The 19,039-nt window shown below is 71.2% G+C and carries 16 protein-coding genes, 1 tRNA gene and 1 pseudogene; 10 read left to right on the forward strand and 8 right to left on the reverse strand.

The window, feature by feature from the left end:
* Positions 1 to 13: 13 nt before the first annotated feature.
* Together radA and J1M44_RS03745 are read right to left on the reverse strand one after the other, a co-directional pair.
* A complete protein-coding gene (radA, locus tag J1M44_RS03740; RefSeq protein ID WP_206480580.1) occupies positions 14 to 1,450 on the reverse strand; it encodes a DNA repair protein RadA in 1,437 nt (478 codons plus the stop codon).
* Positions 1,451 to 1,538: 88 nt separating this feature from the next.
* Complete coding sequence (locus tag J1M44_RS03745; RefSeq protein ID WP_206480582.1) at positions 1,539 to 2,708, reverse strand: FUSC family protein; 1,170 nt, start codon at positions 2,706 to 2,708, stop codon at positions 1,539 to 1,541.
* Between the two features lie 226 nt (positions 2,709 to 2,934).
* Here J1M44_RS03745 and J1M44_RS03750 point away from each other — a divergent pair, with 226 nt between their 5' ends.
* The 4 genes from J1M44_RS03750 (at position 2,935) to pstB (ending at position 7,197) form a co-directional block, all read left to right on the forward strand.
* Positions 2,935 to 4,053, forward strand: coding sequence for a substrate-binding domain-containing protein (locus J1M44_RS03750; protein ID WP_206480584.1), 1,119 nt, complete (start codon positions 2,935 to 2,937; stop codon positions 4,051 to 4,053).
* Between the two features lie 136 nt (positions 4,054 to 4,189).
* Positions 4,190 to 5,149 (forward strand): phosphate ABC transporter permease subunit PstC, encoded by a 960-nt coding sequence (pstC, locus tag J1M44_RS03755; RefSeq protein ID WP_065572801.1) that lies wholly within the window; start codon positions 4,190 to 4,192, stop codon positions 5,147 to 5,149.
* Position 5,150: 1 nt separating this feature from the next.
* On the forward strand, positions 5,151 to 6,332 hold the full coding sequence (pstA, locus tag J1M44_RS03760; RefSeq protein WP_241252748.1) for a phosphate ABC transporter permease PstA: 1,182 nt from the start codon (positions 5,151 to 5,153) through the stop codon (positions 6,330 to 6,332).
* 85 nt (positions 6,333 to 6,417) lie between these two features.
* Positions 6,418 to 7,197: a phosphate ABC transporter ATP-binding protein PstB gene (pstB, locus tag J1M44_RS03765; RefSeq protein WP_206480585.1), complete on the forward strand. Its 780-nt coding sequence runs from the start codon at positions 6,418 to 6,420 to the stop codon at positions 7,195 to 7,197.
* Positions 7,198 to 7,289: 92 nt separating this feature from the next.
* Here pstB and J1M44_RS03770 read toward each other — a convergent pair whose 3' ends face one another.
* The 3 genes from J1M44_RS03770 to J1M44_RS03780 form a co-directional block, all read right to left on the reverse strand.
* Positions 7,290 to 8,315, reverse strand: a complete 1,026-nt coding sequence (locus tag J1M44_RS03770) for an inorganic phosphate transporter (protein WP_206480587.1) — start codon at positions 8,313 to 8,315, stop codon at positions 7,290 to 7,292.
* 15 nt (positions 8,316 to 8,330) lie between these two features.
* Complete coding sequence (locus J1M44_RS03775; protein ID WP_036314859.1) at positions 8,331 to 8,957, reverse strand: hypothetical protein; 627 nt, start codon at positions 8,955 to 8,957, stop codon at positions 8,331 to 8,333.
* A 139-nt stretch (positions 8,958 to 9,096) separates the two neighbouring features.
* On the reverse strand, positions 9,097 to 9,771 hold the full coding sequence (locus J1M44_RS03780; protein ID WP_002856103.1) for a hypothetical protein: 675 nt from the start codon (positions 9,769 to 9,771) through the stop codon (positions 9,097 to 9,099).
* Between the two features lie 158 nt (positions 9,772 to 9,929).
* Here J1M44_RS03780 and J1M44_RS03785 point away from each other — a divergent pair.
* Positions 9,930 to 10,002 (forward strand) — tRNA-Lys (locus tag J1M44_RS03785).
* A gap of 531 nt (positions 10,003 to 10,533) precedes the next feature.
* Here the strand turns inward: J1M44_RS03785 and J1M44_RS12005 are convergent.
* Together J1M44_RS12005 and J1M44_RS03790 are read right to left on the reverse strand one after the other, a co-directional pair.
* Positions 10,534 to 11,087 (reverse strand): annotated as a pseudogene (locus J1M44_RS12005) (IS5/IS1182 family transposase); the annotation flags it as partial.
* Positions 11,088 to 11,193: 106 nt separating this feature from the next.
* Entirely contained in the window at positions 11,194 to 12,201 is a 1,008-nt protein-coding gene (locus tag J1M44_RS03790) for an HNH endonuclease (RefSeq protein ID WP_241252749.1), read from the reverse strand.
* Between the two features lie 160 nt (positions 12,202 to 12,361).
* On the opposite strand from J1M44_RS03790, the gene J1M44_RS03795 reads away from it, so the two are divergent.
* The 3 genes from J1M44_RS03795 to J1M44_RS03805 all read left to right on the forward strand — a co-directional run bounded on the left by J1M44_RS03795 (position 12,362) and on the right by J1M44_RS03805 (position 14,709).
* Positions 12,362 to 12,799 (forward strand): hypothetical protein, encoded by a 438-nt coding sequence (locus J1M44_RS03795; RefSeq protein ID WP_095695212.1) that lies wholly within the window; start codon positions 12,362 to 12,364, stop codon positions 12,797 to 12,799.
* 263 nt (positions 12,800 to 13,062) lie between these two features.
* On the forward strand, positions 13,063 to 13,788 hold the full coding sequence (locus tag J1M44_RS03800) for an alpha/beta hydrolase (protein WP_036383543.1): 726 nt from the start codon (positions 13,063 to 13,065) through the stop codon (positions 13,786 to 13,788).
* Between the two features lie 33 nt (positions 13,789 to 13,821).
* Positions 13,822 to 14,709 carry a hypothetical protein gene (locus J1M44_RS03805; RefSeq protein WP_206480591.1) on the forward strand — a complete coding sequence of 296 codons (888 nt, stop codon included), beginning with the start codon at positions 13,822 to 13,824 and terminating at the stop codon, positions 14,707 to 14,709.
* A gap of 127 nt (positions 14,710 to 14,836) precedes the next feature.
* Here the strand turns inward: J1M44_RS03805 and J1M44_RS03810 are convergent, their stop codons facing one another.
* Positions 14,837 to 16,114, reverse strand: a complete 1,278-nt coding sequence (locus tag J1M44_RS03810) for a DUF445 domain-containing protein (protein WP_136940448.1) — start codon at positions 16,112 to 16,114, stop codon at positions 14,837 to 14,839.
* Between the two features lie 100 nt (positions 16,115 to 16,214).
* On the opposite strand from J1M44_RS03810, the gene J1M44_RS03815 reads away from it, so the two are divergent.
* Entirely contained in the window at positions 16,215 to 17,138 is a 924-nt protein-coding gene (locus J1M44_RS03815) for a glycerophosphodiester phosphodiesterase (protein WP_002856111.1), read from the forward strand.
* Positions 17,139 to 17,293: 155 nt separating this feature from the next.
* Positions 17,294 to 18,976 (forward strand): ABC transporter substrate-binding protein, encoded by a 1,683-nt coding sequence (locus J1M44_RS03820; protein ID WP_206480593.1) that lies wholly within the window; start codon positions 17,294 to 17,296, stop codon positions 18,974 to 18,976.
* Positions 18,977 to 19,039: the final 63 nt, after the last annotated feature.

Consider the following 19,039-nt stretch of genomic DNA (forward strand, 5'->3'; position numbering starts at 1 on the left):
GCCGGCCGCGCCGTCAGCGGCCGGTGCCGGCCTCCGGATGCGCGGCCGGTCCGCCGCCGGTCCACGTGGGGATCGTGGCGAGGGCCTCGCCGATCGAGCCGACCTCCGCCACCGTGAAGCCCGCGGGGACGTCCCCGAGCGGCTCGGGGGAGCGGGGGACCAGGGCGCGGGTGAACCCCAGGCGGGCGGCCTCGCGCACCCGTCGCCCGATGCCGGGCACGGGGCGCACCTCCCCGGCCAGCCCGAGCTCACCGACGGCGATCATCCCCTGCGGGACGGGGGCCGAGAGCTTCGCCGAGGCCACGGCGACGGCCACGGCCAGGTCCGAGGCGGGCTCCGAGAGCCGCACGCCGCCCACGGTGGCCACGTAGCAGTCCTCCTGGGCGAGGGCGAAACGGGCCCGGCGCTGGAGCACGGCCAGGAGCATGTTCACGCGCGCCGCGTCCACGCCGGAGACGGTGCGGCGCGGGCTGCCGCCGGCGGACGGGGTGAGCAGGGACTGCACCTCGGCCACGAGCGGGCGCCGGCCCTCGAGCGTCACCGTCACGCACGTGCCCTCGACCGGCTCCGAGACGCCCGAGAGGAACAGACCGGAGGGGTCGTCCAGGGACTCGATGCCGTCCTCCCGCAGGTCGAAGCAGCCGACCTCGTCCGTGGGTCCGAAGCGGTTCTTCACGGCACGCACCAGGCGCAGCCGTGAGTGACGGTCCCCCTCGAACTGGCAGACCACGTCCACGAGGTGCTCGAGCAGCCGCGGACCCGCGATGGTCCCGTCCTTCGTCACGTGGCCCACCAGGACCGTGGTGATCCCCTTCTCCTTGGCCGTGCGGATGAGGCTGGCCGCCACCTCGCGCACCTGGCTGACGCCCCCGGCGATCCCGTCCACCTCGGTGGACTGCAGGGTCTGCACGGAGTCCACGATCACCAGCTCCGGGTCCGTCCGCTCGATCTGCCCCAGCGCCCGACCCAGGTCCGTCTCCGCCGTCAGACGCAGGGTGTCCGCGATCGCCCCGATCCGGTCTGCCCGGGAGCGCACCTGCGCCGCCGACTCCTCACCCGTCAGGTACAGCACCGAGCGCGGGCCGCCGCCGCCCGCGCCGCGGGCCGTCTGGGCGGCCACGTCCAGCAGCAGCGTGGACTTGCCGATGCCCGGCTCGCCGGCCAGCAGGATCACCGCGCCCGGCACGAGGCCGCCGCCGAGCACGCGGTCCAGCTCGCGCACCCCGGTGGAGCGGAACGAGGCCAGCGTGGCGTCCACGTCCCCGATGCGCGGCGCGACCTCCGCGACCGTGGCCGCGCGCGTGCGACCGGTGGTGGACGTCACCCCGATCTCCTCGACCGTGCCCCACGACTGGCACTCCCCGCAGCGGCCGACCCACTTCACGGTGGTCCAGCCGCACTCGGTGCAGCGGTATCCGGGGGCACGCTTCGGGGCGGTCTTGGTGGCCATGCGCCCACTCTAGGAGCCGGGGCGGACGCGTTAGCCGGCCCGCGCGCGGTCCGACGTCGGCCGCCGGGGCCGTGCGCCGCCGTCGGGCTCAGACGCGGGGCAGGTAGGCCCGCGCCTCGTCGTGCTCGGCGCCCGTGGCCTCGATGAGGTCCACCATCATGGGCCGCAGCAGCATCACGAGCGCCTCGCCGTGCACGGACCCGCCGCCCAGCTGGTGCGGGTCCAGCGCGGACGCGGACGCCCCCAGGGCGTCCCGCGCCACGGACAGCGAGCGATGGCGGCCCTCGGCCTGCGGCTCCACGAGGGAGCGGTGCAGGATCTCGACGGCGTCCGCGGCGTCGTCGAACCAGGCGGCCAGTCGCGCGCGGTCGTCGTCGTCGAACACGCCCTCGTCCAGGACCGCGACCACCCGCCGGGCCACGATCCGCAGGGAGCGCACCGCCAGGTCCGAGCGGTCCGCCGCGTTCACCGCGTCGTCCACGAAGGAGCGCGAGGAGCGGTGCAGCGGGTTGAAGAGGGTCTGCTCATGCGTGACGCGCAGCTCCTTGCGCAGCGCCTCCAGCGTGGTGTGCGTGCCGCGGCTGGCCACGAGTGCCATCCAGGCGGTGCGGGAGTCGTCCTCCCGCAGGGCCCGGGAGAGGTCGCGCAGCACCGTGGCGATCGAGTCGTAGAGCCCACCCAGCTGACGCACCGCGGGGCGGCGCACGTCCTGGGGCGAGAGGAACGTGACGAGCAGGGCCAGGACGCCGCCCACGATCGCGTCCTGGCTGCGGACGAACGGCCCTCCCGTGCCGATGGGCAGGAGGACCACGAGGACGGACTGCAGGGACATCTGCATCGTGAACGTGGCGCCGGAGTCCAGGAACCGGGCCACCATCACGGACACGAACACGACCACCGAGGCCTGCCACAGGCCGCGGCCGAGCCCGACCATGAGCAGGTCCCCGATCAGGATGCCGACGGTGCAGCCGACGGCGACCTCGGCCACCTTGCGCAGCTTCGGCTCCCGCTGGAAGCCGAGGGCGATCAGCAGGGCGGTGGAGGCGAACAGGGGCTGCTGGTGACCCAGGACGGTCTCCGCGAACCAGTAGGCGCCCACCGCGCAGACCGCGACGAGGGCGGCCTGGCCCACGGAGGAGCGGACGCGGGACCAGCCCGCACGGGCGCGCCGACGCAGGAAGCGGCCGAGGCGCTCCCCCCGGGTCTGGGGGTCGACCATCGGCACCGTGCCCGTGGCGGTGGCGAAGCGGTCCGTCATGCGGCCAGCCTAGTCCGACGCCGCGGAGCCCCCGCCGTGCGGGGCTCAACCGGGCATTGTGACCCACCGCACAGGCAGATCCCGCGAATGCCGCCCCAGTTCACCATCTGTTCACCCCGGCCGAGCACTCGATTCACCTCTGGACCGTACGGTCGAGTGCGGTGCAGAACCGGGCCAGCCGGACGCTCTGCCCTCACCGTCGTCATCCGATTGAAAGAGGCTCTTCGTGAAGGCTCTCCGCTTCGGCCGCTCCGCCGCCCTCCTGTCCGTGGCCGCCATCGCCCTGACCGCCTGCTCCTCCGCGGGCAACACCGACAACGGCTCGTCCTCCTCCGCCGCCGGTGGCACCGGCTCCGAGCAGGCGACCTCCGAGGCCAAGGGCCAGCTGAAGGGCGCCGGCGCCACCTCGCAGGAGTCCGCCATCGGTGCGTGGGCCGACGGCGTGACCTCGGTCGCCCCCGAGCTGACCGTGCAGTACTCGCCGGACGGCTCCGGCGCCGGCCGCGAGAAGTTCCTCGCCGGCGCCGTCTCCTTCGCCGGCTCCGACTCCGCCATGAAGGACGAGGAGGCCGACAAGGCCAAGGAGGTCTGCGGCGACCAGGGCGCCTTCCACGTGCCCGCCTACGTCTCCCCGATCGCCATCGCCTACAACCTGCCCTCCGTCAAGGAGGACATCAAGATGGACGCGGAGACCGTGGCCAAGGTGTTCTCGGGCGAGATCAAGAAGTGGAACGACGACGCCATCGCCTCGCAGAACGAGGGCGTCGAGCTGCCCGACACCGACATCACCGTCGTGCACCGCTCGGACAAGTCCGGCACCACCAAGAACTTCGTGTCCTACCTCTCCGAGGCCGCCCCGGAGGCCTGGACCTACGAGGTCGCCGAGGAGTGGCCGTCCGACATCACCGCCGAGTCCGCGCAGGGCACCAAGGGCGTCGTGGGTCAGGCCTCCTCCACCGAGGGCGCCATCACCTACACCGACGCCTCGGCCGTGGGCACCCTGGGCACCGTCGACGTCAAGGTCGGCGACGAGTACGTGAAGCAGTCCCCGGAGGCCGCCGCCAAGCTGGTCGAGACCTCGGAGGAGAAGGAGGACGGCTCGCTCGAGATCGACCGTGCCACCACCGAGCAGGGCGTGTACCCCGTCGTGCTGGTCTCCTACCACATCTACTGCAACCAGTACGACTCGCAGGAGACCGTGGACCAGGTGAAGGCCTTCGGCGAGTACGTCGTGTCCGAGGACGGCCAGAAGGCCGCCCAGGAGGCCGCCGGCAACGCCCCCATCACCGCGGCCACCCGCGATGCCGCGATGAAGCGCATCGAGGCCATCTCCGTCCAGGGCTGACCCAGGTCCTCGACCTGATCGTCCCTCCGCTTCGGCCGCCGAGCCCCTGCTGGGGCCCGGCGGCTGAAGCCGCCTCCGGGCACCGTCCCGCACGGCCCATCCCCGCCCCCTGACCCCGCAATCGAGGGAAAGCACCGTGACCTCACCTGCCGTCGAGACGACCAAGGGCTCGTCCACGTCGCTGCGCGGCTCGCGTCGCGGCACCGCCGGAGACAGCATCTTCTCCGGCTTCGCCCTGGCGTCCGCCGTCCTGATCCTCCTCGTCCTCGCCTTCGTGGCCATCTTCCTGGTGGGGGAGGCATGGCCGGCCATCAAGCCCGGCGCCGAGCTCGAGTCCGCCGACTCCTTCTTCCAGTACGTCTGGCCGCTCATGGCCGGTACGGTCATGGCCGCCATCATCGCGCTGCTGCTGGCCACCCCGGTCGCCGTCGGCGTCGCGCTGTTCATCTCGCACTACGCCCCTCGGCGCATCGCCCAGCCGGTCGGCTTCGTCATCGACCTGCTGGCCGCCATCCCGTCGGTGGTCTACGGCGTGTGGGGGTGGCTGACCCTGGCGCCGCTCATGGTGCCGATCTACGCCTGGCTCAACAAGTACCTCGGCTTCATCCCGTTCTTCTCCGGCAGTGCCAGCACCACCGGCCGCACGCTGCTGACGTCCGGCGTCGTGCTCGCGGTCATGGTGCTGCCGATCATCACCGCGCTCTGCCGCGAGATCTTCACGCAGACCCCGAAGCTGCACGAGGAGGCCGCGCTCGGCCTCGGCGCCACGCGCTGGGAGATGATCAAGATGACCGTCTTCCCGTTCGCCCGCGCCGGCATCGTCTCCTCGATCATGCTCGGCCTGGGCCGCGCGCTGGGCGAGACCATGGCCGTGACCATGGTGCTCTCGGGCGGCGTGTTCGCCTGGTCGCTCGTCGAGTCGGGCAGGAACCAGACGATCCCGTCGGAGATCGCCCTGAACTTCCCGGAGGCCTTCGGCATGCGCCTCCACGAGCTGATCGCCGCGGGCCTCATGCTCTTCGTCATCACCCTCGCGGTGAACATGATCGCCCGAGCGATCGTGAACAAGCACAAGGAATTCTCGGGGGCCAACTGACATGAGCACCACAGCAACCACCACGCGCCCCGAGGGGGGCCTGCAGAGCCCGCGGACGAACTCGCTGACCAGCGGTCAGATGCCGGGCTGGACCTGGATGGTCGTCGCGGCCGGGGCCGTCGTCCTCGGCGCGCTCATCACCTTGCTGCTCGCGGACGGCTTCAACGTCGCCGGGTTCCTCGTCATCACCGCCGTCCTGTTCGTGATCGGCATGTACGCGGCCACTCGCGTGCTGGAGAACCGTCGGCGCGCCACGGACGGCCTGTGGCGGCACCTCGTGTGGCTCGCGTTCCTGATCGCCCTGGCCCCGTTGGTCTCGGTCCTCTGGTCCGTGATCGCCACCGGCCTGCCGACGCTGATCTCCAACCCGCACCTGATCGCGTACGACATGAAGGGCGTCACCGGCGTCGCCGACGCCAACTGGGTCGAGGCGGGCATGCCCGCCGGCGACCTGCCCGGCGGCTTCGGCCACGCCCTCCTCGGCACGGTGCTCATCACGCTGATCGCGACGCTGATCTCCGTGCCGATCGGCATGCTCACCTCCATCTACCTGGTGGAGTACGGCCGCGGCGGCTGGTTCTCCCGCGCCATCGTGTTCTTCGTGGACGTGATGACCGGCATCCCCTCGATCGTGGCCGGCCTCTTCGCCTACGCCGCGGTCTCGTGGGTCCTCACGCTCACGATGGGCAGCCAGTCGAAGGCGTTGCAGACGGTCCAGATGGGCTTCAGCGCCGCGATCGCCCTCTCCGTGCTGATGATCCCCGTGGTCGTCCGTTCCACCGAGGAGATGCTCCGCGTGGTGCCGAACGAGCTCCGCGAGGGCGCCTACGCCCTGGGCGTGCGCAAGTGGCAGACCATCGCCAAGGTGGTCCTGCCCACCGCGATCTCCGGCATCGCCTCCGGCGTGACGCTGGCCATCGCGCGCGTCGCCGGCGAGACCGCGCCGATCCTCGTGACGGCCGGCTTCGCCCAGAGCGTCAACTGGAACCCGTTCGACGACTGGATGACGGCGCTGCCGGTGTACATCTACCGTCAGCTGGTCTCGCCGCTCTCCCCGACCGCGGCGGATCCGTCCACGGCCCGCGCCTGGGCCGCGGCCCTGCTCCTCGTCTTCATCGTCATGATGCTGAACCTGGCCGCCCGTCTGATCGCCCGGGCCTTCGCCCCGAAGACCGGCCGCTGACCATCGGCCGCCCCGGCCCACGCCGGGGCGGCCACCCCTCGCAGACTCTCCCGCTCCCCAGCGACTCCAGAAGGAACCCCGCCTCATGTCCAAGCGCATCCAGGCCATCGACGTCGATGTCTTCTACGGCAAGTTCAAGGCCGTCGAGGGCGTCAACATCGACATCGCCCCCCGCTCCGTCACCGCCTTCATCGGCCCCTCCGGCTGCGGCAAGACCACCTTCCTGCGCAGCATCAACCGCATGCACGAGGTGCTCCCCGGCGCCACCGTGGACGGCCAGCTCCTGCTCGACGGCGAGGACATCTACGGGCACGGTGTGGACCCGGTCCGCGTCCGCTCCCAGATCGGCATGGTCTTCCAGCGCCCGAACCCGTTCCCCACGATGTCCATCCGCGACAACGTGCTGGCCGGCTACAAGCTCAACGGCACCCGCCTGAACAAGTCCCGTGCGGACGAGCTCGTGGAGAAGTCCCTGCGCGGCGCCAACCTGTGGAACGAGGTCAAGGACCGCCTCGACAAGCCCGGCTCCGGCCTCTCCGGCGGCCAGCAGCAGCGTCTGTGCATCGCCCGCTCCATCGCGGTGCAGCCCGACGTGATCCTCATGGACGAGCCCTGCTCCGCGCTCGACCCGATCTCCACCCTCGCCGTCGAGGACCTGATCAACGAGCTCAAGGAGGAGTACACGGTCATCATCGTCACGCACAACATGCAGCAGGCCGCGCGCGTGGCGGACAAGACCGCGTTCTTCAACATCCAGGGCGTCGGCAAGCCCGGCAAGCTGATCGAGTACGACGACACCAACATCATCTTCAACAACCCCTCGAACCAGCAGACCGAGGACTACGTCTCCGGCCGCTTCGGCTGAGCCGCCCCGCGCTCCGTCCCCGACCCCGTCCGGCCGCACGCCGGGCGGGGTCGCGGCGTCTGCGGGGCCGGGCGTCGTCGTCGGGCGCGGCCTCAGGCCAGCGGGACGAGGGCCAGCGTGCCGAGGAGGCCGAGGAGCGCGCAGGCCACCGGCGTGAGCACCCACCAGCCGACCACGCGCAGCACGGTGGGCCAGCGCACGGACGCGTAGGTCTGCGTCTGGCCGGCGCCCACGATGGCCGCCGTCGCCGTGTGGGTGGAGGACAGGGGCAGGTGGAACACCAGGGATCCGACGAACAGCAGGCCCGCGGGGATGACGGCGGCCACGGACGCCCGCAGGGGGTCGAGGCGGACGAGACGCTCGGTGAGGGTCCAGGCGATCCGCCAGGCGCCGCCCAGCGTGCCGAGCCCGACCGCGAACGCGAACAGGAACGCGCCCCCCACGAACTCGGCCGTCAGGGCGTCCGGCGCCAGGACGGACCCGGACCCCACCAGCACGGCGGCCCACAGCACCCCCATGCGCTGACCGGCCTGCAGGCCGTGGCCCATGGCCATGGCGCTGGCGGAGATGCCCAACGCGACGCGGGCCCGGTGCTGGACGTTGACCGTGGTGCCCCGGGTGGCGAGCCGCATGGCGGGGACGGTGAGCAGGCGGGCGAGCGCCCACGCGATCAGGGGCGAGAGCAGCAGGCTGAGCAGCACCTCGGCGCGGACGAGGTCGAAGATGGTGAGGGCGACGTCGATGTCCAGACTCAGGCGCACGGCGAGGTGGCTGCCCGCCAGCGCGGAGATCAGCGCGTGCGTGCTGGAGCCGGGCAGGCGCCGCCACCACAGCAGCAGACCCCACACGAGGGTCACCACGCAGGACACACCCACGGCCAGGGGGCCGATCTCGCTGCGCACCGCGGGCGAGGTGAAGTAGTGCACGCTCAGCGTGATGAGCCCGATGCCCAGCAGCGCGCCCACGGTGTTGACCGCCCCGGTCAGGAGGAGGGCCCCGCGCGGGGTCAGCGCCCGGTACCGGACAGGCAGCGCCGCGGCGTTGGGGGCGTCGCGGAACCCCATCAGCGCGCCGACGGCGCACAGCAGCACGAGGACGACGGCGAGCCCCGCGGTCACGGCGCCTCCACCGGCTCAGGACTCACGGACGAGCACCATGCCCAGGTCCATGTTCACGCGGGAGAGGGCCTCGAGCGCCGCGTGCAGCGCCCAGGCGACCTCGCGCTGGCGGTTGTAGTCGCGCTGCAGCAGGTCCATGCCGAGGTCGGCGAGCCACTCGACCATGATCCGCTCCGTGCGGCGGGAGGCGCGCAGCAGCTGCATCCACGTGGCCTCAAGGGCGTCGAGGTCGCGCATCTCGGCGGCGCCGCGGGCGAGCAGCTCGGCCTGCCGCCCCACGGTCTCGAGGACGTCGAGGGCGTGCGTCGGCAGCTCCTCGAGGTCGGCCCGTTGGATCAGCACGCCCGCCGACACGACGCGCCGGGTGGTCGCGTGCACGCCGCTGGCCAGCCGGTAGAGGTCCTGACGGGGCAGCGGAGTCACGTAGGCGCTGCGCAGCGCGGTGAGGAAGGCCATGAGGGTGGCGCTCGAGGACGAGTCGAGCTCCTCGAGCTCACGGGCGGCACGGTCCGCCTCGGGTCCGCGGGTCCCCGCGACCTGGGCCACCAGATGCACGGACCGGTGCAGGGCCTCGGCGAGGTCCGCCATGTGGCGCAGCGCCGGGGTGTCGCGCGTGACGAGCCAGGGCATGCGGGGGGACATGGGCAGCGGTCGCTCTCTCGTCGACGGGTGGCGAAGGGGTCGACGACGACGCCGGACCGGGAACGCCTCTCGGCGGAAGGCCGCTCGCAGCGGCTATGTGTTGGAGCCCGGGGTTACCAGCGGCCCGGCGCCGTCCCCTTCAGTCTAGCGATCCGTCCCGAAACGCTCGACCCGCCGCCTCCAGGGCGTCGGCGGTGCTGACCAGGCGCGCGGCCCGGCGGGTGAGGGCGGCGGCGCGGTCCGGGGCGGCGGCCTCGGAGCCCTCGGCGTGCTCGACCTGGCCCAGGGCCACGACGCGGGCGTAGGCCGCGGCGCGCTCGAACGCGACGTCGATCTCGGAGCGGTAGGCGCCCGTGAGGATCGTGTCCGTGAGGCGGCGCAGCTCGGCCGGCCCCGGCGGCTCGACGGCCCCCGCCACCACGCGCGAGGCGTAGGCGGCGTGCCCGGCGCGGTACCAGGCGGCCCAGCGCTCGCCGTCGCGGGTCGTCGCCTCCTGCAGCGCGTACAGGCGCCACAGGGCGCCGGCGAGCGAGACGGGCGGGGCGTCCGCCCACAGCTCGGCGAGCGTCTCGACGCCGAGCTCGCGGACCAGCCCGACCAGCCGCTCGACGACGGCCGGGTCCTCCTCCGCGCGGCCGCCGGCCACGAGGGCGTGGGCCAGGCGCGAGGCCGCCGCGGCCACTTCCTGCGGGTCTTCGCCGCCGGCGAAGTGCGTGAGCTCCTGCGGTTCCGAGAGGCGGGGCCGGTGGGGGCGCAGCACGCCCGAGGCGCTCGAGCTGGCGCCGCGGCCGGCGGGCAGGCGGTGACGTGCCATGGGCGGGCTCCCTTCGAGGGCGCATCGGGGTGGGGATGTGGTCGCCGGAGGCGGCGGCCCCGTCCACGGTAGTGCCCCGGACGCCTGGGCTACCATCGGAGGGCACCCGCGAGGGTCGCCGTCGTCGGCCGCGCGCCGTCGTCGTCGGCCGCGGGTGGGGGCCTTTAGCTCAGCTGGCAGAGCATCGGACTTTTAATCCGCCGGTCGCGGGTTCGATCCCCGCAGGGCCCACCGGAAAGCGGCCCCTGACCAGGCATGACGCCCGGTCAGGGGCCATTGTCATGCCCGCGCGGACCCGGCCTATCCAGCGAAAACCCAGCATTTTCGATCCGACGTCACCCCTCCACATCTCGGAAGAAGTCGGCCAGGACGGCCTTCATGTCCGCCGCCTCCGGAGCTTTCGCCTGATAGTGCGCTGCCGTCACGGCTTCCGAGGCGCGCCCCAGGGACGCCGACGACGCCACAAGCCCCCGGATGTCTGCGTTTCGTGTCGGGGCCGCCCTCCGCATCGTGTCCGGATGGACCACCCGAAGCCGATGGTTCGCATGGCCGTGCGCCACTGCTTCCGGAAGTTGGATGGGTCCCGCACGGCCCCCGTCGCCGAAGGGAACACGACCGGAGACACTACGCCGAGCTCCGTCATCCGCTCCCAGCGGCCCGCAACATGTCCGCCGCCGGGGCCACTGTGTAGCCCTGGACAGCGCGAGCCGACTTCGGATGATCCCGACGCACTACGCCCCGGAGACGCGGCACCCTGTGGCGCTAGGGCGTGTCCGACAATAGTTTGGACCATGCGAGTGCAGCGCTCAGGACCACCGCGATCCGGTAGTCGATCACGTACTTGTCATGCCTGGTCGTTAGTCCCGTTACTGCTTCAGGCGCGCGGACTGAGGCTCTAGGACGTTACGGCCTTTGTACACGGCCTTTGTACACGGCCCCGTCGAGGCCAATAGACCGCTCGCGGCCTTGATCGCGGCGTCCGCAGTGACCCTGCTGGTTCGATGGCTCGGGGTCACTGCTGTGATGCCGCGGGCCCGTAGATCGGAACGGATCGTCCGGCAGGAATAGGCCTTGTCGCCCAGCACCATGTTCGGGCGGGTCCGGGGCCGACCCACCGGCCGGTGTGCGCGCGGCTGCCCAGCAGGGGAGCCGTGATGGGCCAATTCCTTGCCTGGCTGGGGTGTGATCGGGCTGGCGAACGACATGCCTGCACCGTCGACGAGCTGATGGTTCTTCGTGCCCAACCCGCCATGCGAGGGCACGATCCCGTGATCGGCAGGGCCACCCCTCAGATTCTTGTAGTTCGATCCGCCCCCCTGTGTGGCGGGTGATGGTTCTGAAGTGCAGGTCTGGCGGTATCAGATAGCTTCGAGGGCCAGACGTCCATTAGTGGCAGGTTCCCGTTGACGGCCCATCGAGCCCTTAGATTTTATTGGACTTCGACCGATTGCACTTCCAGCACAGCGCTCGCAAGTTTTCTTCTGTCGTCAGGCCACCTCGAGAGACCGGGATGATGTGGTCCACCTCAAGCAGAAGGTGGGGCTCGGCATAAGTACTAACCCCGCAGTTCTGGCAAGTGAAGTTATCTCGAACCTTGATGTGATGGCGGAGCTTGGACGTCATGAGGGCCCGCTGACCGGCGGCCGACTTCCGAAACTTGATACGAGCCGACATCGTATCGATGAGGGCGTCGAGGGCTTGGGAGTTCAAGACCACATTGGTTCGTTCGCTGCTATTGCCACCCGCGCTGACGTACTCAAAGGTGTATGTCTCATACGGGATCGTAATGGGGGAAATCGCCACCCCGACCTGTTCCATGAACTCGTCCAAGAAGTGCTTCTGAATGAACGAAGGGGGCTGGATGGCTTCAGTGATTGAGGCCTCTCTGTTCTGGAGGTTGGAGAGGGCTTCCTCGAGCTGAGCCAAGCTTGACCCCATCTCTTCCACTTCCGCTAGTCGATCTTCCTCTGCGTTGATGTGGAAGTACTTCATCAGGTAGCGGATGGGGTCCATCTGAGCCTTCCGTACCACCTGAAGCGAACAATTGTGGACGTTCGGCTCCCCGAGGGTCGCCACGTTCCGATCCCGGATGTAGTTGTGGCGGCTCGTGTTCTCGCTATAGGCAAGGTGCGCGTGCTGGCCGGTCGACGATTCGCCAAGGCTGAAAGAGCCTCTAGCGCGAATCTCGTCGATGTACTCCTTGAGTTCGTTGTGTTCTGCTACGAAGGCCCGAATCTCCGCTTTCTTTTCTTGGAACTCTTCACTATTGAAGTATCGGTGCTTCCTGATGAGCAAGATGATCCGCGGGAGTACTGGCATGAGGAAGATGAGTGCCCCGGGCCCTGCCGGGATCGAGATGACCGCAAGGGCGATAAGTGCCCACTCCCACCACCGGAACAGTTCACGCCGCTTGGGGCCTTCAGCACTCATCATCGATTCCTCCCTTATTGATCGCTGTGATCCTACGGGATGGGGCGTCTAAGGAGGCGGGGGCGTGGCGTGGTTCGGCGGTGTGGGTGGCCGCGCAAGTCAGGCGACCACGGGCGCGACTGCCAGTAGGTGGACAGCATGCCTAAGACAGACTGTCCGCATGGATGCATGGATCGGCGTTGTCGGAACGCTCCTCGGCGCCGTCGTCGGCGGCGGCGTGGCATACCTCAACGGCACAAGAGATCGGAAGTTGGAGGCCCGCCGGGACCAGGAAAAGCGCGTAACGGAGGTTGCCGGGGAGCTTCTCCAGATAGTCGACGCGCGGGAGAGGTACGTTCACGGCTATCTGGAGGTCGTGGGAGAGTTCCCACACGATGGCACTCCGGACGGTGAGGAGGACCCCGCGCGGAAGACGCTCGCACTCCTGGAGCTCTACGCCCCGGCTCCGGTCACAACGGCCGCCCGCGAGTACGTCGATCTCATGGACAAGTGGGAGGCGGGATGGACGTGGGAGGCCACCGGGAACGACGTCCGCGCGGCCCGGGAGCGGTACATCTCGGCTCTCCGGGCGTTCATCGGGTCGGACAACCCCGCGTAGAGCCCCAGGTTGCCGCAGACCTGCGAACGGCCCAGGGATTATGCAGCGGAGACGTTCAGAAGCGAGGGACGGGCTCGGACGGAAACATGGGTAGGGTCGGCCAAAATCAGCGGAGGTATTCAGATGGAGAGCAGCAGGCAGAAAAAGCCAGAATTGATACCTTAGACTCCGCTGGTCGCGGGTTCGATCCCCGCAGGGCCCACCGGAGAGTGGCCCCTGACTAGGCATGACGCCCGGTCGGGGGTCCTCCCTAGGATGGAGCCATGAGCCCCACGCCCGCACCAGTCACCGAGACGATCAGTTCCGGCCACAGCGTGGTGTGGTCGCGCCCGCCGGCGGAGCGCGCGGGCACGGACCTGGTGCTCGTGTTCCACGGCTACGGCTCCAACGAGGTCCGCGCGGCGCGCCGCCACTTCCCGATGCTCCCGGAGCGGTGCACCGGCCTGGCGGTGCGCGGCGGCTTCGAGATCGACGAGACGGCGTCCGAAGGCCCGGGCGACCCCGGCGCGCACGGCTGGTTCCTGCTCGACCTGCTGCTGCAGTCCGACTTCGCCCAGGTGCTCGCCGCCGCCCACCGCGTGTTCGACGTGCTCTCCGCCGAGGAGGTCGTGGCGGCCGGCTTCCGCACGGTCTCGGTGCTCGGCTTCTCCCAGGGCATGGCCATGGCGACGACGGTCCTGCGTCTGCGCCCCGAGGCGTTCACCTGCGGTGTGGGCCTGAGCGGCTTCGCCGTCGACAACGAGCTGCTGGCCATGCTCGACTCCCCGGCCGAGGGACCGGGCCCGCGCCCGTTCTTCTGGGGCCGGGACGCCGAGGATCCCGTGATCCATCCGGACGCCGTCGCCCACACCCGCGCGTGGGCCGAGGAGCACACCCGCCTGACCGTGCGCACCTACCCCGGGATCTTGCACGGGACCGGCCCCGACGAGGTCCGTGACGTGCGCATCTTCCTCGAGCACTCCCTGCGCGCGGCGACGCCCGGGTCCTGACCGCGGGGGTCGCGCGCCGATACTGTGGCGCGCATGGCAAAGAACTCGACGATCGGCCGGTACGCGTCCGGGAAGGTGAAGGACTTCGGGCTGAAGTCGGCACTCGATGAGAACGGCGAGCCCACGGAGGGCTTCGAGAAGGCCCTCTCCACGGTGTTGGCGGTCCAGCGCCCCCTGGTCCTGAAGAACATCCAGCGCATGGCGGCGAAGCACCCGGGGGAGAGCCCGGAGCGTCTCGCCGAGCGGCTCGGGCAGCAGTACCTGACCACCGTCACGGGGGCCGGTGCCGCCGTGGGCGGCACCGCGATCGTCCCGGGCATCGGCACCGTGGCCGCGCTCGGCCTGTCCGGTGTCGCGGTCGCCGGCTTCATGGAGGCCACCGCCCTCTACGCGCAGTCCCTCGCCGAGCTGCACGGCATCACCACGCAGGACCCGCAGCGCGCCCAGGCCCTCGTCATGGGCCTCATGCTCGGCGACGACGCCAAGGAGCTGCTCCGCGAGGCCGCCGCCAAGGCCGGCCGTCCCTACGACCCGCAGTCCAGCCTCAACGCGCTCGCGGGCACCGCATCGGGCACCGGCATCAGCGCGTTCGTGGTGGATCGCCTCAAGAGGACGTTCATGCGCAAGATGCGCCTGCGGCAGGGTGCCGGCTTCGTGGGCCGCGCCGTGCCGTTCGGCGTGGGCGCCGTGATCGGCGGCGTGGGCAACCGCGCCATGGGCAAGGCCGTGATGGAGAACGCCGCGGAGCTCTTCAGCCCCCTGCCGATGGTGATCCCCGGCGAGATCCGCGAGGGCGCCGCACAGGGGCGCGCCGATGGCACCAAGGACGACGGCGGCGTCTTCGGTGCGATCCGTCGCGCCCTGCCCGGCGGCAAGGACGAGAAGGACGAGAGGCAGAAGAAGGGCAAGCCCGCCGCCTGACGGCCCCGTCCCGCGCGTCCGTCGCCCCCGCCCCCGCGCTTTCGAACGTGAGAGAGGCCCTCTCTCACGTTCGAAAGCGCTCATTCGCCCCATTTCACGTTCGAAAGTGCGGGGCGGGAGCCGCGGCTCAGAGGAACAGCGTGGCCACCCCGTGGATCGCCAGGCCCGCGAGCGCGCCGACGACCGAGCCGTTGATGCGGATGAACTGCAGGTCCTTGCCCACGAACAGCTCGAGGGTGCGCGCGGTCTGCTCGCCGTCCCAGCGGGCGACCGTCTCCTCGATCACCCCGGTGAGCGCCGGGCCGTAGGAGCTCAGCGCATACGCCGCGGCGCGGCGGGCGTGGCCGTCCACGCGGTCGCGCAGCTCGGGGTCCTCCTGCAGGCGGGCGCCGAGGTCGCGCAGGGCGGCCACGAGCGCGCGATGCAGGTCGGAGGACGGGTCCTCGAGCGCGTCCAGGAGCGAGTCCCGCAGGGAGACCCAGGCCCGCCCGGCCCACGCACGCAGCCGTTCGTCCGCGAACAGGTTCCGCTTGAACCGCTCCACCGAGGCGCGGGTGGCCGGCTCGTTCCGCATCTCGTCGGCGAGGCGGTCGAGCCAGTCGTCGACGGCGCGGCGGGCCTCGTGCTGCCGGTCGCGGCGGATGCCGGCGAGGTACTTGAGGGTCTCGGCGTGCAGTCGCTCGGCGAGGAGGCGGTCCACGAGGTCCGGGCTCCACTCGGGGGAGCGACGGCGCACCGTCTCGACGAACAGCTCGGGGTGGGCGGCCACCCAGTCCCCGGTGTGGGCGACCACGAGGTCGACCACGCGGTCGTGGTGCCGTCCGGCCACCACGTCCTCCAGCACGCCCGCGAGCGTGGGGGACCAGTCCGGGGCCACCATGTGGCGTTCCATCAGCTGGCGCAGCAGCTCCTGGACGGCGTCGTCGTCGGCCGCGGCCATGGCGCCCCGGGCCGCCGTCGCGATCTCCCGGGCGGTGCGGGCCGCGTTCTCCTCCCGGCGCAGCCAGCCGCCGGCGGCCTCGGCCACCTTCAGCCCGTCGACCTTCTCGTGGGCGACCTCCGAGTCCAGGAAGTTCTCCTGCACGAACTCGGTCAGCGCGGCGCCGAGCTGGTCCTTCTTCCGCGGGATCAGGGCGGTGTGCGGCACGGGCACCCCCATCGGGTGGCGGAACAGCGCCGTGACCGCGAACCAGTCCGCCAGCGCGCCGACCATGCCGCCCTCCGCGGCGGCGCGCACGTAGCCCCACACCGGGTGGGTGTCCTGCAACGGGAACGCGACCACGAACACCACGGCCAGCAGGATGAGCAGCCCCAGGGCGACGGCCTTCATGCGCCGCAGGCCCGCCGCGCGTTCGAGGGCGCCGGCGCTGAGCAGCTGCTGGGCGGGGTCGGGGGAGAGGGACACGGGAGGCTCCTGATCGCGCGCACCGAATGGTCCCCACCAGTTAACCAGCCGGGCACCCTGCGGTGACGTGGCCGGCACACGCGCTCCCTAGCCTGGCGGCGTGCCCGCCCTCGTGATCGCCCACCGCGGTGCCTCCGCCGCCTTCCCCGAGCACACCCGCGCCGCCATGCTCCACGCCCTCGCCGTGGGCGCGGACGGTCTCGAATGCGATGTCCAGCTCACGCGGGACCGCGAGGTCGTCTGCTGGCACGACCCCACCGTGGACCGCACCTCGGACGGGCACGGCGCCGTCGCGGACCACACGCTGGATCGTCTGCGCGGCCTCGACGTCGTCTCGTGGCACGCCCGGCGTCCGGGGGCCGAGCCCGCCACGACGACGGCGCCGCCCGCCGCGTACGGCGGCGCGGGGGAGCAGGTGCTCACCCTGGCCGACCTCCTGGCGATCGCGACGGCCGCGGACCGGCCGCTGCGCCTGGCCGTGGAGCTCAAGCACCCCTCCCCGTTCGGGCATGAGCTCGAGGAGCGGGTGCTGCGGGAGCTGCTGCGGGCCGGCTGGGACCCGGAGACCGGCCGGGTGGGTCAGGTGCAGGTGTCCCTCATGAGCTTCCATCCGGACGCGCTGCGCCACGTGGCGCCGCTGGCCGGCACGGACCCCCTCTGCCCCCTGATGGACCTCATGCCGACGGAGCTGCCGACCCGGTTCGCCCGGGGGCCGCTGAGCCGGGCGGCGGTGCGCGCGGCGGCGCGCCAGTCGCTGGCCGGGTCCGAGGCGCTCGTCTGGCGCGGCCGGGCCGGGCTGGCGGGGCCCTCCGTGGCCTACGTGCGGGAGCACCTGGCGGACGTGAAGGCGTGGCTGGCGGCGGGGCGACGCCTGCGGGTGTGGACCGTCGACGAGCGCGAGGACGCCGAGTTCCTCCTCGCCCAGGGGGTGCAGGAGCTCACCACCAACCGTCCGGAGGACGTGCTGCGCTGGGTCCGCGACCGGGCCGCCGCGCGTCGGGAGCGGATGCCCACCGGGGCCTGAGGGCGCCGCGCCGCACGCGCAGACGGGGCCGGCGTTGCGTCCCCGCCCGCGCTTGTGGCTATAGTCACGTCCAGGACCGTGCTCCAGGTCACACCCGACGGCGCGGTCCCCTCGCACCCGCGTCTCGGCTGAGACCTCTCCCGGAGGAGCCCCCCATGGCCACCCGTCTGCATCACCGACTCCTGTCCGCCGCCGCGCTCACCGCGGCCGGCGCCCTGCTCGTCACCGGCTGCGCCCAGAGCCAGCGCGACGGCGGCGGCTCCGGCGGCTCGGGCGGGGGCGACGCCGCCCAGGTGGACGGCTCGTTCATCTTCGCCGCCTCCTCTGACCCGAAGACCCTGGACCCGGCCTTCGCCTCCGACGGCGAGACCTTCCGGGTCTCCCGCCAGATCTTCGAGGGCCTCGTGGGCACGAAGCCGGGCACCGCGGACCCCGCGCCGCTGCTGGCCGAGTCCTGGGAGTCCTCGGAGGACGGCCTGACCCACACGTTCCAGCTGAAGGAGGGCGTGACCTTCCACGACGGCGAGCCGTTCAACGGGGAGGCCGTGTGCGCCAACTTCGACCGCTGGTACAACTTCACGGGCATCCAGCAGTCGGAGACCCTCTCGTACTACTACGGCAAGCTGTTCCGCGGCTTCGCGGACAAGCCCGAGGACGCCGTCTACCAGGAGTGCGAGGCCACCGGCGAGCACGAGGCGAAGATCACGCTGGCGCAGCCGTTCGCGGGCTTCATCTCCTCCCTGTCCCTGCCGGCCTTCGCCATGCAGTCGCCGAAGGCGCTCGAGGAGTACAAGGCGGACGAGGTCGGCGGCACCGCCGAGTCGCCCCAGATGTCCGAGTACGCCCGGGCCCACCCCACCGGCACCGGCCCCTACAAGTTCGAGTCCTGGAGCGTGGGCGAGGACGTCAAGCTCACCGCCAACGAGGACTACTGGGGCGAGGACGGCGAGGTCACGGACATCACCTTCCGCGTGATCGACGACCCGGTGGCCCGCCGTCAGGCGCTCGAGGCCGGGGACATCGACGGCTACGACCTCGTGGCCCCCGCGGACACCGCGGCCCTGTCCGAGGCCGGCTTCAACGTGGTGGCCCGAGACCCGTTCACCATCCTCTACCTGGGCCTGAACCAGGAGAAGGAGGAGCTCCAGGACGTCCGGGTGCGCCAGGCGATCGCCCACGCGATCGACAAGGACGCCCTCATCGCGCAGACCCTTCCCGAGGGCACGGAGCCCGCCACCCAGTTCATCCCGAAGTCGGTGAACGGCTACAGCGAGGACGTCACCACGTACGAGCACGACCCCGCCAAGGCCAAGGCGCTGCTCGCCGAGGCCGGCTACCCGGACGGCTTCACGATCGACTTCAACTACCCCACCGGCGTCTCGCGCCCGTACATGCCGACCCCCGAGCAGGCGTTCTCCAACCTCTCGAGCCAGCTGGCCGAGGTGGGCATCACGGTGAACGCGAAGCCGGCCAAGTGGAGCCCGGACTACCTCGACCAGGTGCAGGGCACCGCGGACCACGGCATCCACCTGCTGGGCTGGACCGGCGACTACAACGACACGGACAACTTCGTGGGCGTGTTCTTCGGCCAGGAGAAGCCCGAGTTCGGCTTCACCGACGAGGAGCTGTTCTCCGCCCTCGAGGAGGCCCGCCAGATCCCGACGCTCGAGGAGCAGACGCCGAAGTACCAGGAGATCAACGAGCAGATCTCCGAGATCGTCCCGGCGGTCCCGCTCGCCCACCCGGCCCCGTCGCTGGCCTTCGACAAGCGCGTGGCCTCCTACCCGGCGAGCCCGGTCAACGACGAGGTCTTCAACGAGATCGACCTGACCGAGTGAGCCCGGCGGGCCGGGGACGACCCGCCCCACCGGCGACGACGGCGCCGCGCCCCGGCGCCGTCG

The sequence above is a fragment of the Micrococcus sp. KRD128 genome, from assembly GCF_017168395.1.
In the GTDB taxonomy this organism is placed as follows: domain Bacteria; phylum Actinomycetota; class Actinomycetes; order Actinomycetales; family Micrococcaceae; genus Micrococcus; species Micrococcus luteus.

Bases quoted from the DNA above. Each gene is read 5' to 3' on its own strand.
- pstB (WP_206480585.1), top strand. From the start codon at position 6,418: ATGTCCAAGCGCATCCAGGCCATCGACGTCGATGTCTTCTACGGCAAG.
- radA (WP_206480580.1), bottom strand. From the start codon at position 1,450: ATGGCCACCAAGACCGCCCCGAAGCGTGCCCCCGGATACCGCTGCACC.
- J1M44_RS03805 (WP_206480591.1), top strand. From the start codon at position 13,822: ATGGCAAAGAACTCGACGATCGGCCGGTACGCGTCCGGGAAGGTGAAG.
- J1M44_RS03820 (WP_206480593.1), top strand. From the start codon at position 17,294: ATGGCCACCCGTCTGCATCACCGACTCCTGTCCGCCGCCGCGCTCACC.
- J1M44_RS03790 (WP_241252749.1), bottom strand. From the start codon at position 12,201: ATGAGTGCTGAAGGCCCCAAGCGGCGTGAACTGTTCCGGTGGTGGGAG.
- J1M44_RS03795 (WP_095695212.1), top strand. From the start codon at position 12,362: ATGGATGCATGGATCGGCGTTGTCGGAACGCTCCTCGGCGCCGTCGTC.
- J1M44_RS03745 (WP_206480582.1), bottom strand. From the start codon at position 2,708: ATGACGGACCGCTTCGCCACCGCCACGGGCACGGTGCCGATGGTCGAC.
- J1M44_RS03780 (WP_002856103.1), bottom strand. From the start codon at position 9,771: ATGGCACGTCACCGCCTGCCCGCCGGCCGCGGCGCCAGCTCGAGCGCC.
- J1M44_RS03800 (WP_036383543.1), top strand. From the start codon at position 13,063: ATGAGCCCCACGCCCGCACCAGTCACCGAGACGATCAGTTCCGGCCAC.
- pstA (WP_241252748.1), top strand. From the start codon at position 5,151: ATGAGCACCACAGCAACCACCACGCGCCCCGAGGGGGGCCTGCAGAGC.
- J1M44_RS03775 (WP_036314859.1), bottom strand. From the start codon at position 8,957: ATGTCCCCCCGCATGCCCTGGCTCGTCACGCGCGACACCCCGGCGCTG.